A 15,583-nucleotide genomic window follows, 5' to 3' on the forward strand; every position below is an offset into this window, starting at 1 on the left:
TCGCGTTACGCCAAAGCCCAGCAATCAGAGCGCGTGATCAAATCGCGATTTCTGATGGAGTTCAGATATGAACAATCGAGCGAATTACCTGCAGTTGACATGCTTCCTGACCACCGCACTGGCATCCACCATCGCCGCAAGCCAGTCCAACTCGATTACCCTCGAATGGGATCCCGTCGATGACGCGCGCGTAACGCACTACGAACTCTACTATGGAACGCAAACCGGCGATTACGAAAGTCCACCCATCGAATTAGACAAAAACACGACCACCTATATTTTCTCTGATCTCGATCCGTTCCAAGTCTATTATTTTTCCATCAAAGCCACGGACGGGCAGAATGAAGCATCCGATTTCTCGAACGAAATCACATCCGGAGAATTCCGATATGTTCTTGGCGCAAAAGCCGGCGATGGAGAGGCCGGATGGGTCGAGATCGACGACAAGCACAAGGAACTGGAGCGCACACTGTCCGTCACCTCCCAGAGACCCCTTCAAATTGAAGGTGACTCGAGAGTCGCGGTCGGCGATATCGATGGCGATGGTCGCGATGAGGTGGTTATTGGCTATGCCGCTCGGGACGGGAGAACCCCATTGGAGGGTTCATTCCAGGTTCTCGACGATGACTTTTCCGTTCTGGCCTGGGGAACAGTCTCTTGGCCAGAATACAATTCAACGAACGGCGAGACATATCCGGCGATCGGCGACATCGACGGCGATGGTCGCGACGAGATCGTCATCGGCCTCGGAACCGGCGGCTTGGGCATGATGGAAGTGTTCGATTATAAAAACGGCGCCTTGACGTCGATTGGCTGGACGACGGTTGACTGGCCCGAATATTTCGCGGCTGGAGGTAAGACATTTCCAGCCCTCGGTGACATCGATGGCGATGGGAAGGACGATCTAGTCGTTGGATTTTCGGAGATTGAAGGCAACCCAGATATGATGCCTGGGGGAGTCTTCGTCGTTCAAAAGGGACTTTCACTGGACGAGAGTGCATTGACCGCCCCCGCACCGGCTCAGGGTGTCGCTCAGAATCGATTACTCCAGGCGTCAAACATGGTCAGCGGTGATCTGACCTGGAGCAGCTATGCGTCTCGGATCGGCGAAACCCGCCCCACACTCGGCGACATTGATGGCGATGGTCTCGATGAGATCATCATCGGACTCGCGCCGGCTGGAGACGGACTCGTGGAGATCTTCGACTATCAATCCGGCACACTCGTATCCATCGGCGCGGTCGGAGTCGCCATGCCCGATTATAACCTCGTGAACGGCGAAACCCGTCCAGCGGTTGGTGATGTCGATCTGGATGGAAGAGGCGAAATTCTCGTCGGCCTGGGAACAGGAAGCCACGGAATCATCGGGATGCTAGACGACGCCAAACAAGGCTTCGTTTCTATGGACAGCTTTCAGGGAAACTCATACTCCGTCGGGTACGAGGACGCAGGGTTCTGGCCCGTGCTCAAGCGTGAGAGGACGGAGACACCAGCAAAAACGACGACCACCCAGCCCAAACTCCGCCAGTAACCCGTTGAGCCTGTTGATCGGCTAAGACATCCCGCCCCGCAGCCCTTCCGGACCCGGGCGAAGCGTCCGCCAACGCGACTGAGCGAAGGCGGCCCTACCCAGCACCGAGAGAGCAGCAGGAGCGATCTCAGAACCACGACTCCGGGCGATCCTTTCGATCGGGTTCGAGACTCAGGCCACCGACTGGTAGTAAAGATTCTGCGGATGGCGCGCTTCGGCGAAAAAGGACCAGCGCTCCAGCATCAAACCGACGAACTGGATGACGAAGGCCAAAATCGGAAGCGTCGAGGATTCGGTGACATAGGCGGCGCCGATCAGCAGGATGGGAACCGGGAAGACCAGGATCAGGAAGCCATAACGGATCAGAACGAGGAGCCTGGAATCCCCGCCATGGAAGAACTCGCGGGTGTTGAAGCTCCCACCGGTCGCCCCTTGGGCTCTCTGGGTCAAGGCCGTGTGGCGCACGCCGATGGCCGTTTGAACGGTGCTTTTGTGCTTGATGCGGGCATTGCGCAGAAGATGGGCGAGACGCGAACCCAATGCGACGAGGGTCAGAATGGCCGCCCAGGTGCCGTAGAAGGTCACCAGCGGATTGCCGACGTAGGCTGAATAGGCCGCAGCCAGCATGAACCCGGAGGCCGCGCCGAAAAAGATGAAGTTGGTCACCGTCAAGGGGGTGTGCCACTCCTCAAGGAATTTGACTCCGGCATAGACCATGGCAGTGCAGACATAGAGTGCGAAACTCGCGACCGTTCCCAGCAGACCGAGCAAGAGCGTCACATCGACATCGAGCGACTGACCGACCCGAAACAGCGGCTGCGTCCAGTCCAGCAGGTGGGCGATGCCATAGGCGAAAACCAACGCCATAACCAACGGAAGCACGATGACCTCGCGTGACAGCCAGGATGTCTTCCACTTGGCGGCGGCGCGCCAGGCGCGTTCGGGACGCCCCAAATGGAAGAAGGACGCAGCCAGGCCAGCGACCAGCAAAACCAACGCGACCAGACTGCCGATCGCGTAGAACTGCTCCTCCTGCCGTGGCAGAAAACGGGCAACCGCATACAACTGCCCCGTAACCATGGCCAGATAAAGACCCTGACCGGCACCGATCAACGTGGTCAGGAAGATGACTGAAAAGGCTGGATGCATGGGGATGGGTCCTGGTAAATGTCCGATGTCCGGGGTGTGCGCGGAGAAAGGCGCCGAATCGGCGACGCTGGCCTACCAGGCCACATCATCGAGCGTCTCCTCGCCCGTGTAGCTGGTCAGGTCTTCCTTGCGCAACGGGTTGTCGACGCGGGTAAGCTCGTCTGGATCGATATGTATCCGGGTCTTCTGCCGAGGCAGATAGTGATTCGCCGGCTTGGTCCCCCATTCAGGCATCAGTTGATAACCGCCTCGCTCGCGGATCGCCACCGAGACCTCCGAATCCGGATCGTGGACATCCCCGAAGAGCCGTGCGCTCGTCGGGCATGCCAGCACGCAAGCCGGTTTGCGATCCCGTTCGGAGAGCTTGGCGTCGGTGATGCGATCGATGCACAGCGTGCATTTCTTCATCACCTTCTGTTCGGCATCCAGTTCACGTGCGCCGTAGGGGCACGCCCATGAACAATATTTGCATCCGATGCATTTGTCGTAGTCGACCAGCACCACACCGTTATCGGCACGCTTGTAAGAGGCCCCCGTCGGGCAAACGGGAACGCAAGGCGGCTCCTCGCAATGCAGGCAGCTCTTGGGGAAATGCACCGTCTCCGTATCGGGAAACGTCCCGACCTCGAAGGTCTGCACGCGATTGAAAAAGGTGCCGTTGGGCGAGGCGCCATAGGGATTCTGGTCGACCATCGGTCCGGCCCATCCGGAGGTGTTCCACTCCTTGCAGGATGTGACGCAGGCATGGCAGCCAACACAGACGTTGAGGTCGATCACGAGCGCGAGTTGAGTCATTTCTTAGCCTCCAGCCACCAGCATCCAACCACCCGCTCGGAAAACGATTGCGGTGGTCGAAAGCGGCGGGCTGGTCGTTGGAGGTTCATTTCTTGCCGAAGACACCGGCCACGTAGGACTGCCATTTGCCGCGCTTTTTCTCTTGTCCAGGCAGACGCGGCATCGCCTTGAACTGCGGCGAGGTCATCTTGGTCTCGCCGTCTTCCGCCTTATAGACCCGTACCCGCACATCGAACCAGGCCGCCTGGCCCGTCACAGGATCGGAGTTGGAGAGATGATCCCCCGACGCACTGGGCGGAAGCTCCTCGGCGATGACATGATTCAAGAGGAAACCCTTGCGCGACTCGTCCGCGTCGGCGCTCAATCCCCAGGCACCCGATGCCTTGCCGATGGCATTCCAGGTCCAGACGGTGCCAGGCTCGACCGCCTCCGAGAAGCGGCACATGCAGCGGACCTTGCCATGGGGCGACTCGACCCAGACCCAATCGCCATCCCCAAAGCCGTTCTCGAGTCCGACTCGAGGACTCATGAACAGATAATTGTGACTATGGATCTGGCGCAGCCAGGCGTTCTGGCTATCCCAGCTGTGATACATGGCCATCGGGCGCTGGGTTAGGGCATTGAGCGGATAGCGCCGGGTGTCGATCAGCTGAGACTCCAGCGGATCGTAATAGAAGGGCAAGGGATCGAAGAAGGTCTCGACCCGCTCGCGCAGACGCTCGGGCGGAATCCGTCCCGGCCACTTGCCCTGGGCGGCGAGCCGGAACTTCTGCAGTACCTCGGAATAGAGATGCAGATTGATCGGCTCGGCATAGCGGATCATGCCGTGTGCACGCGCCCAGTGCAGATAGCCCTTGTTCCAGTTGCGCATGTACTGGTAATTGCGCGGCAGCTCATAATGGAAGACGCAGCCGTTCTGGGCATACATCTCCCATTGGCGCGGATTGGGCTCGCCCTTGAGCACCTTGTCGCCGCTCTGACCGCGCCAGCCGGCCAGAAAACCGATACCCGAGCCGGGCGAGGTCTCGTAATTAACCACGAAGTCGGGATAGTCGCGGTATTTACGGCTGCCGTCCTCCTTGGTGAACGCCGGCAGCTTGAGCCGCGAACCGAGCTCGACCAGCACATCCTGGAAGGGCTTGCAGTCGCCCTTGGGCGGCAAGACCGGAATCCGCACCGCATCGACCGGCCCATCGAATTCGGAAATGGGACGGTCGAGCATGGACAACGCATCGTGGCGCTCCAGATAGCTGGTGTCGGGCAGCACCAGATCGGCGAAGGCCACGGTCTCCGAGGCGAAGGTGTCGCACACCACCAGGAAAGGGATCTTGTAGTCCCCATTGGGATTCTTGTCGACCAGCATCTTGCGTACCTCGACCGTATTCATGGTCGAGTTCCAGGCCATGTTGGCCATGAAGAGGAAGAGCGTGTCGATCGGATAGGGGTCTCCGCGCCAGGCATTGGTGATGACGTTGTGCATCAACCCATGCACCGAGAGCGGATACTCCCAGGAGAAGGCCTTGTCGAGACGCACCGCCTCACCGTCCGCATCGACGAAGAGGTCGTCGGGCTTGGCCGGCCAACCGAGCGGCATGCCATCGAGCGGGGTGTTCGGCTGCACCGCCTCGGGACCATGCGGCGGCTTGGGGCAAGGCGGAATGGGACGCGGAAATGGCGCCTTGTGTCGAAAGCCACCGGGACGATCGATGGTCCCGAGCAGTGTCATCAGGATGCCGAGGGTCCGGATCGTATGGAAGCCATTGGAATGCGCGGCCAGTCCGCGCATGGCATGGAAGGAAACCGGATTGCCCGTGACCGACTCGTGCTCGTTGTCCCAGCAATCGGTCCATTTGATCGGCAGCTCGATCTTCTGATCGCGCGCCGTGACGCCCATCTCGTGGGCCAGACGGCGGATGGTCTCGGCTGGAATTCCGGTGATCGGTGCCGCCCATTCCGGGGTATATTGCTCGACCCGCTCCTTCAGCAACTGGAAGGATGGCTTGACCGGCGTGCCATCCGGAAGCACGTAACTGCCCATGAGACGCGGATCGGCGCCAGGCGTATGGGTGCTGATGGGCCCGTTGATGTCGCGATCCCACCAGAGCTTGTTCTGCGGGTCAAAACAGCCCTCCTCCACGTGCATCTCGGCACGATAGAAGAGACCGTGATTCTCACGCTCCGGGTCATCCACGACCAACTCGGCCGAGTTGGTGTACTGAACCAGGAACTCGCGATCGAACAGCCCCTTGCTGATGATTTCATGGACGATGGCCAGCAACAGGGCGCCATCGGTGCCCGGCTTGATCGGTACCCACTCGTCGGCGATCGCCGAGTAGCCGGTGCGAACCGGATTGATCGATACGAAGCGCCCGCCGCGTCGCTTGAACTCGGAGATGGCGATCTTGAGCGGGTTGGAGTGATGGTCCTCGGCGGTGCCGATCATCACGAACAGCTTGGAACGCTCGAGGTCCGGCCCGCCGAACTCCCAGAAGGAGCCACCCATGGTGTAGATGAGACCGGCGGCCATGTTGACCGAGCAGAAGCCACCATGCGCCGCATAGTTCGGCGTCCCGTACTGCTTAGCGAAGAGGCCGGTCAGGGCCTGCATCTGATCGCGACCGGTGAAGAGTGCGAATTTCTTGGGATCCTCGGCGCGCAGCTTGGCGAGACGCTCTTCGAGCATCCCGAACGCCTCATCCCAGGAAATCACCTCGAAGGCGCTCTCGCCACGCTCGGCACCCGGCTTGCGCCGCAGCGGTTTGGTGATCCGCCCCGGCGAATACTGCTTCATGATCCCCGAGCTGCCCTTGGCGCAGATGACGCCCTTGTTCAACGGGTGCTTGGGGTTGCCATCGATGTAGCGGACCTCGCCGTCGCGCAGATGGACACGGATGCCGCACCGACAAGCGCACATATAACACGTCGTTTCCTTGACCTCGACCCGGCCGATCGTGCTATCCGAGTGGCTGACTGGATCCTGCATGGGGACACCTTCTGGCGGAATGCGGCGATAGATTTACCGCATTCTAATATTCGCGCAGTGAATGTTTCAAACCCACGCAATACTCGGCATTGATTTCGTAAAAAAAGAAAAGGGCCGCAAGCGGCCCTTATTCGAGATCGATGAGCGGCATGGCCTTAAGCGGCAACGCGATACTCAACCGGCAGCCAGCTGCTCAAACGCTCGCGCTCCTGATTGAAATCCAAGGTGAAGAAGTGGTTCAGCACCTCCAGCGCCTCGTCCAAATCCTCGCAGGGCCACTCGTTGGTGACCGTGCGGCAATTCCAATCCTCGACGTGGAAGCAGCAGTGACCGCCCTTCGCGGCGCCTTCGGCGTCGAAGCGCAGTTTGAATCCGGTCGATGTGCGGGGATCCCATTTGTAACGGATCGCGTTTTCGGTTGCATCAAACATGTCTGGACCTTCTCGGAATCTGGTTCATGAAGTCGGTAGTCCCACCCGAGACACCGCCAGAGCTGCCATCAAACCCCCGCCGAAACAAACAAACAACACGCTTGTATCATTTAGGCTGCATGCAGCATCTCATGGTTTAATTCTAGTACCAAAACGCAACAGTTGACAACCGGGATCAGCCCCCACTCACGAAAAAAAATGTGATGGATTAAGTATTATTAAGAACCCACGCTCAAAGGCTGGATGAACGAACTGCGCATCGACCGCCCAGATACCCGTATCCATTTCACAACAAAGTGTGTGGTAAAAGCATACGCAACCCTGACAACACAGCCCCCCCGCCCCAAAACCGAACCGACGGACTCATCGACTTCGGCCTTTCTGTTGCGAGAAAGTGTTTTTTTAGCCTTTAAAAGCAAGCACTCGGCCAATCTAAACCGAGCGGGTCATCCGGATTCACGTGCGACATGAAGTTCCGGGCGCGATCATGATGGGTGACCTTGTAGACGAGCCCCATCCAGTTTCCAAGCACCCCTTCGGCCGTGTCGTGCCAGGTATTGTGAAGTCCCTGGAGGATGAGTTCCTCCGGAAACTCGGGTATTTCGCACCCTTGACCTAGGGCCGCAAGCACATGGGCTCGGTGCTCGTCGAGAATGGCGCCTGCCTGCACTCCGAAATAATTCTCCGGGAACGGTGGGTAATCCGGTCGCGCACCGACGGCAAACCGCCGGACCTCGCGCTTATATTCCTTGAGCAGCGAGACGGTGTCGTATTCAGGATGCCCCTGAAAAAAGACCTGCCGGAAGCCGTCGGGGCTCACCGCCAGATGAACCCCGGCCTCATCGCTTCCGGCGAGCACGCACAAACCGGCGGACTCGAACTGCTCGCGACTGACGTCGTTGAAACGCGAATGGGGTACGTCAAAAAGCGTGTTCACGTTGCCGACCAACGGATGGGTACGCGCCAAGACTCGGTGCGTAAAGACGCCCCAACGCTTCTGGGGCAACCGCCGACGACGCTGTTGATAGCGGAACTGCATGACGGCATGGGTGGCGAGACAAGAGCATAGGGTGGAACAGACGTTTTCGTAGGCCCAATCGACCACCTCGATCAACGGCTGCCAAAAGGGCTCGTCGGCGAGTTCGGGACCCGAGACATTGGCGCCCGTGATGATGAGCGCATCCAGCCCCTCCGCACGGACCTTCTCGAACGGCTCGTAGAAACGCGCGATATGGGCGCCCGCCTCCGGGCCGCGCTCGAGACCGCTCAGGGTGAATGGATGGACGTAGAACTGCGCGATCTGGTTGCTTTGCCCAATCAAGCGGAAAAACTGACGCTCGGTCGCGGCCAGGGCCGCGTCGGGCATCATATTGAGCAGGCCCACGTGCAATTCCCGAATGTCCTGCTGCAACGCCAGATCGGGAGGAAGGATCTGCTGCCCCTCCTCGCGCAGACGGGCAAAGGTGGGCAGGTCGTTGTGGGCGACGATCGGCATAGTCTTGGCGTTCCTCTATTTTCATGCTCTGGAACCGTCCAACAAGTGACCTCCCAAGTCTCGTGGACGCGCATGTATACGCATCGCCAAGGCTTCAGGCGCGAAAAATCGCGCGGCCACGCCGGGTCGCCCTGTTCTTGAACGCCAGCCGCACCCAGAGACCGGGAAGCAATCGATGGACACTCAAAATATAGAGAACGGCGTTCTCTATCACAAAATAGGGCGCCATCGGCGATAGCCGATGGCGATAAGGGTCACTATCAGGCCGTCCCGGCCTTTCCGATCGCCGACTCGATCAAGTGCAGGAAGTCTTGCTCGTCACGGACCTGGGCCACGTCCTCGGACGACACCGTATAACCATACGGACGTGCGATCGCCTCGTATCGAGGCACCCGCGAATGGAAGAGACGCGGAAAGACCCAGCGCGTGAAGTCGTTCGGATCGATTTCGGCGACATAGTCGAGCGACTTGAGGGCGAGATAATCCTTGACGGCGGCCTGAAGGAACTCGCGACGATAGTAAAGCGGCTTAGGGTCGGCCTGCGCACGCTGGATGAGCTTGATTTCGTCCGCCTCCGGCACCCGGATATAGAGTATCAAGCTGTGCTTGGCGAGCATCTCGATGACCCTTGGCTCGTCGAGCTCGCACAGACTGCCGCCCACATCATTGACCAGATGGGCATAGCTGTAGATGTCCTGCGCCTTGCGCACGAAATCAGGGAGATCGAGCATGGCGGCGATCTCGGCCTCGCGATAGAGCGCCTGACGCCGGTTGAACTCGTCCAGCGGCAGGCCGCCCTGCTCCGGATTGCCGAGCTTGCCGATGAAACTCAGCACGGGCCCCAAATCGGTGACCTTGATATTGTTGCGGATTGCGATCCAGTCCCGACGCAGTAGTTCGCGCAGGAAGGGCTCGCGCATCGCCTGGGCCTTGATGAGGTCGAGGATCGGCTCATCCAGATAGCGGGTGCCGATCCGGTAGTCCCCCGAATAGTGGAACCAGTCGTTGCGACGCAGCATCGCCGACAGATAAGTCTTGCCCACCCCGGACATGCCGAGCAGGGTCACGCATTTGTGCTTCCAGGCGCGGAATTCGTCGACCGAGAACTTCAAGGATCAGGACTCCATTAGGCGATGATTGGGATGCCGGACAAACGACCGTGAACCTCGACCGACAGTTGCCGAGCACACCGGGACCAGCCAACCCGAGAAGGATTGATGGTAATGCAGCACGCGCCACGCTGACCAGAGACGCCACCCCAGAAACGCCTGGCGGTCGACCCACTCAACGCCGCGCCTCCAGCGTCTCCCAGCGCGCGTAGGCGTCTTCCAGAATCGATTCGACCTCCGTCAGACGCTCCTTGACCCGCACCACCTCGCCCGAATCTCCCTGATAGAGCGCAGGATCGGCCATGCGCCCCTGCAGTTCGGACTGCTCCGATTCGAGCGATTCGATGCGCGCCGGCAACTCGGCCAGCTCGCGCGTCTCCTTATAGCTGAGCTTATCCGATGCCCGCTTGGGATTGACCGGCTCGACGGTCGGCACCGCCGCCTTCGACTTAGGTTCGAAGTGCGGCTCCGGGGCCGGGCGCTGACGCAGCCAATCCTCGTAGCCACCGATATAGTCGCGCACTAGACCATCGCCCTCGAACACCAGGGTGCTGGTCACAACATTATCCAAGAGTGCGCGATCATGGCTGACCAGCAGCAGGGTGCCGTTGAACTGGACCAGCAGTTCTTCGAGCAGTTCGAGCGTCTCGGCGTCGAGATCGTTGGTCGGCTCGTCGAGCACCAACAGATTGGCCGGACGGGTGAACAGCTTGGCCAGCAGCAGCCGGTTGCGCTCGCCGCCCGAGAGCGCCTTGACCGGCTGACGCGCGCGCTCCGGGGTGAAGAGAAAATCCTTGAGATAGGAAAGCACGTGCCGGCTGGCACCCTCGACCTCGATTTGGTCGCTACCGCCCGCGACATTGTCCTGGACGCTCTTCTCCAGATCGAGCTGGTCGCGCATCTGGTCGAAAAAGGCCACCTGCAAGTTAGTGCCGCGCCGGATGAGACCCTGCTGCGGTTCCAAATCCCCGAGCAACAGCTTGAGCAGCGTACTCTTACCCGCACCGTTCGGACCGATGATGCCGATCTTGTCACCGCGCAGGATCAGCGTATTGAGACCGCGAATCACCGGACGCTCGCCCCAGCTGTAGCCGACGTCCTCGGCCTCGGCAACCAGTTTCCCAGAGCGGTCGGCCTCGGTCATACGCAGCCGCGCGGTTCCCTGCAATTCACGCCGCTGAAGGCGCTCATCGCGCATCGACTTGAGCGCGCGGACACGCCCCTCGTTGCGGGTTCGCCGCGCCTTGATACCCTGACGGATCCAGACCTCCTCCTCGGCCAGCTTGCGATCGAACTGCTCGGCCGCCAGCGCCTCGGCATGCAGCCGCTCCTCGCGGCGACGCAGATAGTTGGCATAGTCGCCGGGCCAGTCGGTAATACGACCGCGATCGAGTTCGAGGATACGGGTGGCGACGCGCTGCAGGAACCGGCGGTCATGGGTCACGAACAGCAGCGATCCGGAAAAGCCGAGGAGGAACTCCTCCAGCCAATCGATCGACTCGATGTCCAGATGGTTGGTCGGCTCGTCGAGCAGCAACAGATCCGGCTCGATGACCAGGGCGCGCGCCAGCAGAACGCGACGCTGAAGACCACCGGAGAGTGATTCGAATCGGGCCTCGGCATCCAGCCCCAAGCGCGAGATGACGCGTTCGGTGCGCTGCTCGATTTCCCAGCCGCCCTGGTCGTCGAGCTGGTGCTGAAGCCGCGCGAGATGCGCCAACTGCTCTTCCGTGGCATTGGCCCCGAGCGCGTGCGACAGCTTGAAATACTGCTGCACGATCGCGCCCAGCTCGCCCAAACCATCGGCCACCACCTCGAAGACGCTCGCCGTCTTGCCGCGCGGGACCTCCTGCGCCAGCGTGGCGATACGCATCCCCTGAGCACGCCGCAATTGGCCGCCGTCGGCCTGCACCTCGCCCGTGATGATCTTGAGCAGAGTGGATTTTCCCGCACCGTTGCGGCCGATCAGACAGATCCGCTCTCCCCGCTCGATGGTGAAGGAAACCCCATCCAAAAGCGGAGGAAGACCGTAGGACAAACTGACCGTGTCGAGACTGAGCAATGACATCTGAATTCCAGGAAATTGAACGTGCGATGGAGCAAGGGGTCTGAGGCCGAGATCCGGTCGAGAGTAGAGAGCGCGACCGGGTGACGCAACCTCAGCCCAATCCCGCGCCCTTGCGATATGTCAATGACAGGATTCGCCCGGACGCCATTCGGGGCAAATCGGTTACTATTCACAGATCGCGCGCGCCAAATAAGACGCGCATGCCTAAGGGATCAAACTAACCCGATGACGAAGAGTGTGACTTTACGGGACGCCTGGTCGGGCGAAGCCAATTGTCTGAATTGTTCCCTGCGCACATCGGTCTTGTTCGCCGGTCTGCAGGAACGGGACTTCGAGCGTATTCACGATCCCATCGATCAATTCACCCTCAAGCCCGGCAACAATCTCTACCACGCCGGCGACCGGGGTGACTACATGTTCACCGTGCGCACCGGCGTGCTCAAGCTCGTCCAGTACCTGCCCGACGGCGGTCAGCGCATCGTGCGCATCGCTCGCCCGACGGACGTGCTCGGACTGGAAGCCATCCTGGACGACGCCTATCACCACGATGCCGTCGCACTGCAACAGACCGAGGTCTGCCGCTTTCCCGCCCGGTTGGTCCGCGATCTGGGGGCGGAGACTCCGGAGTTGCATCGCGAACTCATGTCTCGCTGGCAACGCGCGCTCAACGAGGCCGACGCCTGGTTGACCGAACTCTCCACCGGATCGGCGCGCCAACGTGTGGCGCGACTGCTGCTGCGACTCGTCCGCGACCGCGAAACGAGCGAATGCCATCTCTTCAGCCGCGAGGACATGGGCGCCATGCTCGGGGTCACGACGGAGACCACCAGCCGCACTATCGCCGAGTTCAAGCGCCAGAGCCTACTGGTCGAGACCTCACCCAACCTCTTCCTGCTGGATATCCCCAACCTACGGCGTATCGCCGAGGACTGAGGTCGCACGCAGTCACTTCTCACCCGAGGCGCCCAGCGCACCTCGGTGACTGCGCCTCTCAGCCTCTCAAATGGCACGGACGCAAAACACCTCGGCGGCTTGACTGATTTCAATGCCCGAGACGGACGCGACCGCTTAGTCTGCCACCCTTCCGTCGCAATCGGCCGTGACGTCTCGGCCGTCGCGGGAATCATGACCCTGAGTGGACCTGAGAGCGCCACGCATCCGCATCGCTCTGATGTTGTACCGGCCCCGGCCATCCTCCTGCCGCGCGACTCCATTGTCACCATACTCGCCGCTGGAGCCCGCCATGAAACAGACGCTCTCAACCACAGAATATCCTGTCTTCACACTGGAATTTTCACGAAACGAGACCAGTTTCGATTCGGTGGATGCCATCTGCGGTTATTTCAGGGCCTGTATCGAGGCGCACAGGGCCGCAGTCTTCATCGCCGAGTTCGACCACCTCGCGCATACGATGCGTCTGCCCGAGGGGCAGATCGGGGATGGGATACGGGCGGCCAAGAACGTGGTCTTCTGTTTCGGCATCGCCTTACCCAGTCCACAGGCACTCGCCGGCCGGCCCCGTTCCATCGGGGTGGCCGAGAGCGAGCAGGGCTTCACGGTCACCTTCCTGGAGGCCCCCATGCCGATCGCAAACGCCGCCATGGAGGACTGGGCCAATGGCCTGCTCAAGGTCCAGAGCGCGGTCGCCTGATGTGACGGAACCACCCATTTCATCATCCTTCATTTCGTGGAGTACGCGATGCGTATTGCTGTCACCAGCCAAAACTTCCGGACCATCACCGGCCACGCGGGCAAGACCCGGCGATTTCTCATCCTGGAAGCCGACGGCCGCTCGGAGCCGATCGAAATCGACCGACTCGACCTCCAACCCAATATGTCGATGCACGATTACCAAGGCAACGATCACCCGCTATTCGACTTGGGCCTCGATGTCATTATCACCCAGAGCGCGGGACGCGGCTTCACCGAGCGTATGGCCCAACGCGGCATCCAGGTCCATACCACCAGCCTCACCGACCCGCGCGACGCGGCCACCACCCTGGCCGCAGGCCGCCCCCTACCCACGGCACCAGCGCACACGCACGCGCATGAGCCGGTCCAACTGAACGTTCAAAACAACTAACTGCATCATCGATTGCCCCGCAGCACTTGCGATTGCGGGGCACACACCCCATTTGGCTCTCCGCCTGTCCCCCTGAACCGCACCAGCCGTTCGGCACCCAGGCAACCGGACCTATTCGCCATTCGTTGGATCCGTCCCGTTTCGCGCGGGCACACGAGTTCCTATGTGTTGCGGTAGGTCATTTTTGATGCCCCCCGACTCATTTAGTCTGGACGCGAGCGCTGGGCAACCGGACTGCCATCCCAGACCCATGCCAGTCGGACCGCAGGGCCTCGGCACTCACAGCTGCACCATCCGCAAATCAGGTTTTCGTTCTCCAGGAGAATCGCTCATGCTCGACAGTTCCATGATCGAACTCTCGCGATGGCAATTTGCCGCCACGGCGATGTATCACTTCCTATTCGTTCCCCTGACACTAGGCCTCTCCTGGATTCTGGTGATCATGGAAAGCGTTTATGTCATGACCGGACGCGAGATCTACCGGGACATGACCAAGTTCTGGGGCAAGCTCTTCGGCATCAATTTCGCCTTGGGCGTCACCACCGGACTCACCATGGAGTTCCAGTTCGGCACCAACTGGGCCTATTACAGCCACTATGTCGGAGACGTCTTCGGCGCCCCATTGGCGATCGAGGGCCTGATGGCCTTCTTCCTGGAGTCGACCTTCATCGGTCTTTTCTTCCTCGGCTGGGAACGCCTCTCCAAGCGCCAGCATCTGACCGTCACCTTCCTCACCGCATTTGGCTCGAACCTGTCGGCACTCTGGATCCTGATCGCCAACGGCTGGATGCAGAACCCGGTCGGCTCCGAATTCAGCTATGAAACCATGCGCATGGAGATGACCAGCTTCGTCGATTTGGTCTTCAATCCGGTCGCTCAGGTGAAATTCGTCCACACCGTCGCCGCCGGCTATGTGACCGCCTCCATGTTCGTCCTCGGCATCAGCGCCTGGTACATCCTCAAGGGCCGCGACCTGGCATTCGCCAAGCGATCCTTCTCGGTCGCGGTCGGCTTCGGCCTCGCCTCGATCTTCTCCGTCATCCTGCTCGGCGACGAATCCGGCTACGAGGTCGGCGACGTACAGAAGGTCAAGCTCGCCGCCATCGAGGCCGAATGGGAGACCGAACCGGCACCCGCCGCCTTCACCATTTACGGCCAACCGAGCAACGACGAACAGGAAACGCGCAACGCGATCAAGATCCCCTGGGCACTGGGCCTGATCGCGACCCGCTCGCTCGATACCCAGGTAACCGGCCTCAAGGAACTCATGCGCGAACATGAGGTTCGCATCCGCAGCGGCATGATCGCCTATCAGTATCTCGAACGTCTGCGCGGCGGAGAGGACACCCCGGCGAATCGCGGACTCTTCGAGGAACACAAGGAAGACCTCGGCTATGGACTGCTGCTGAAGCGCTATACCGAGAATCCGGCCGAGGCCACCGAGGAACAGATCCAAATGGCGGTGAAAGACTCGATCCCCGAGGTCGCCCCACTGTTCTGGACCTTCCGCATCATGGTCGGCGCGGGCGTCTGGATGCTGCTTCTGCTCCTGCTCGGCTTCTACTACAACGCCAGACGCGTCATCCAAGAGAAGCGCTGGCTGCTACGTCTGTTCCTCATCAGTATCCCCGTGCCCTGGATCGCCGCCGAAACCGGCTGGTTCGTCGCCGAATTCGGCCGTCAGCCCTGGGCGATCGGTGAGGTCCTGCCCACGAGCATCGCCGCATCGAGCCTCACCGCGAACGACATCATGCTGAGTCTCTCGGCCTTCATCCTCTTTTACACCGGGCTATTCATGATCGAGATGTTCCTCATGTTCAAGTTCGCCCGCCTCGGCCCCAGCTCTCTGCACACCGGGCGCTACCACCACGAGCGCGGCGACCTCCACGCCGGAGGCATGTCACCCGCGACCGCCCCTCAGAAACCGGCTGAATAAGCC

At 60.5% G+C, this 15,583-nt stretch carries 12 protein-coding genes; 5 read left to right on the forward strand and 7 right to left on the reverse strand.

Translation table 11 applies throughout. The features are described 5' to 3' along the window. Positions 1-67: 67 nt before the first annotated feature. Complete coding sequence (locus THIDRDRAFT_RS14385; protein WP_007041593.1) at positions 68-1,531, forward strand: FG-GAP-like repeat-containing protein; 1,464 nt, start codon at positions 68-70, stop codon at positions 1,529-1,531. 171 nt (positions 1,532-1,702) lie between these two features. Here THIDRDRAFT_RS14385 and soeC read toward each other — a convergent pair whose 3' ends face one another. The 7 genes from soeC to THIDRDRAFT_RS14420 all read right to left on the reverse strand — a co-directional run bounded on the left by soeC (position 1,703) and on the right by THIDRDRAFT_RS14420 (position 11,561). After that, entirely contained in the window at positions 1,703-2,680 is a 978-nt protein-coding gene (gene soeC, locus THIDRDRAFT_RS14390; RefSeq protein WP_007041594.1) for a sulfite dehydrogenase subunit SoeC, read from the reverse strand. Between the two features lie 72 nt (positions 2,681-2,752). Next, positions 2,753-3,475, reverse strand: coding sequence for a sulfite dehydrogenase subunit SoeB (soeB, locus tag THIDRDRAFT_RS14395; protein ID WP_007041595.1), 723 nt, complete (start codon positions 3,473-3,475; stop codon positions 2,753-2,755). 85 nt (positions 3,476-3,560) lie between these two features. Continuing rightward, positions 3,561-6,458 carry a sulfite dehydrogenase subunit SoeA gene (soeA, locus tag THIDRDRAFT_RS14400; protein WP_007041596.1) on the reverse strand — a complete coding sequence of 966 codons (2,898 nt, stop codon included), beginning with the start codon at positions 6,456-6,458 and terminating at the stop codon, positions 3,561-3,563. A gap of 155 nt (positions 6,459-6,613) precedes the next feature. Further along, on the reverse strand, positions 6,614-6,889 hold the full coding sequence (locus tag THIDRDRAFT_RS14405; protein WP_007041597.1) for a hypothetical protein: 276 nt from the start codon (positions 6,887-6,889) through the stop codon (positions 6,614-6,616). Positions 6,890-7,298: 409 nt separating this feature from the next. After that, on the reverse strand, positions 7,299-8,384 hold the full coding sequence (gene metA, locus THIDRDRAFT_RS14410) for a homoserine O-succinyltransferase MetA (protein ID WP_007041598.1): 1,086 nt from the start codon (positions 8,382-8,384) through the stop codon (positions 7,299-7,301). 260 nt (positions 8,385-8,644) lie between these two features. Beyond that, on the reverse strand, positions 8,645-9,496 hold the full coding sequence (locus THIDRDRAFT_RS14415; protein WP_007041599.1) for a hypothetical protein: 852 nt from the start codon (positions 9,494-9,496) through the stop codon (positions 8,645-8,647). A gap of 172 nt (positions 9,497-9,668) precedes the next feature. Continuing rightward, positions 9,669-11,561: an ATP-binding cassette domain-containing protein gene (locus tag THIDRDRAFT_RS14420; protein WP_007041600.1), complete on the reverse strand. Its 1,893-nt coding sequence runs from the start codon at positions 11,559-11,561 to the stop codon at positions 9,669-9,671. Between the two features lie 225 nt (positions 11,562-11,786). On the opposite strand from THIDRDRAFT_RS14420, the gene THIDRDRAFT_RS14425 reads away from it, so the two are divergent. From THIDRDRAFT_RS14425 to THIDRDRAFT_RS14440, 4 genes are all read left to right on the forward strand, one after another. Continuing rightward, positions 11,787-12,494, forward strand: coding sequence for a Crp/Fnr family transcriptional regulator (locus tag THIDRDRAFT_RS14425; RefSeq protein ID WP_007041601.1), 708 nt, complete (start codon positions 11,787-11,789; stop codon positions 12,492-12,494). A 310-nt stretch (positions 12,495-12,804) separates the two neighbouring features. Continuing rightward, positions 12,805-13,212, forward strand: a complete 408-nt coding sequence (locus THIDRDRAFT_RS14430; protein ID WP_007041602.1) for a DUF6858 family protein — start codon at positions 12,805-12,807, stop codon at positions 13,210-13,212. A 48-nt stretch (positions 13,213-13,260) separates the two neighbouring features. Then, positions 13,261-13,644, forward strand: coding sequence for a NifB/NifX family molybdenum-iron cluster-binding protein (locus THIDRDRAFT_RS14435; protein WP_007041603.1), 384 nt, complete (start codon positions 13,261-13,263; stop codon positions 13,642-13,644). A gap of 331 nt (positions 13,645-13,975) precedes the next feature. Next, a complete protein-coding gene (locus THIDRDRAFT_RS14440; protein WP_007041604.1) occupies positions 13,976-15,580 on the forward strand; it encodes a cytochrome ubiquinol oxidase subunit I in 1,605 nt (534 codons plus the stop codon). Positions 15,581-15,583: the final 3 nt, after the last annotated feature.

The organism is Thiorhodococcus drewsii AZ1 (genome assembly GCF_000224065.1).
Taxonomy (GTDB): Bacteria; Pseudomonadota; Gammaproteobacteria; order Chromatiales; family Chromatiaceae; genus Imhoffiella; species Imhoffiella drewsii.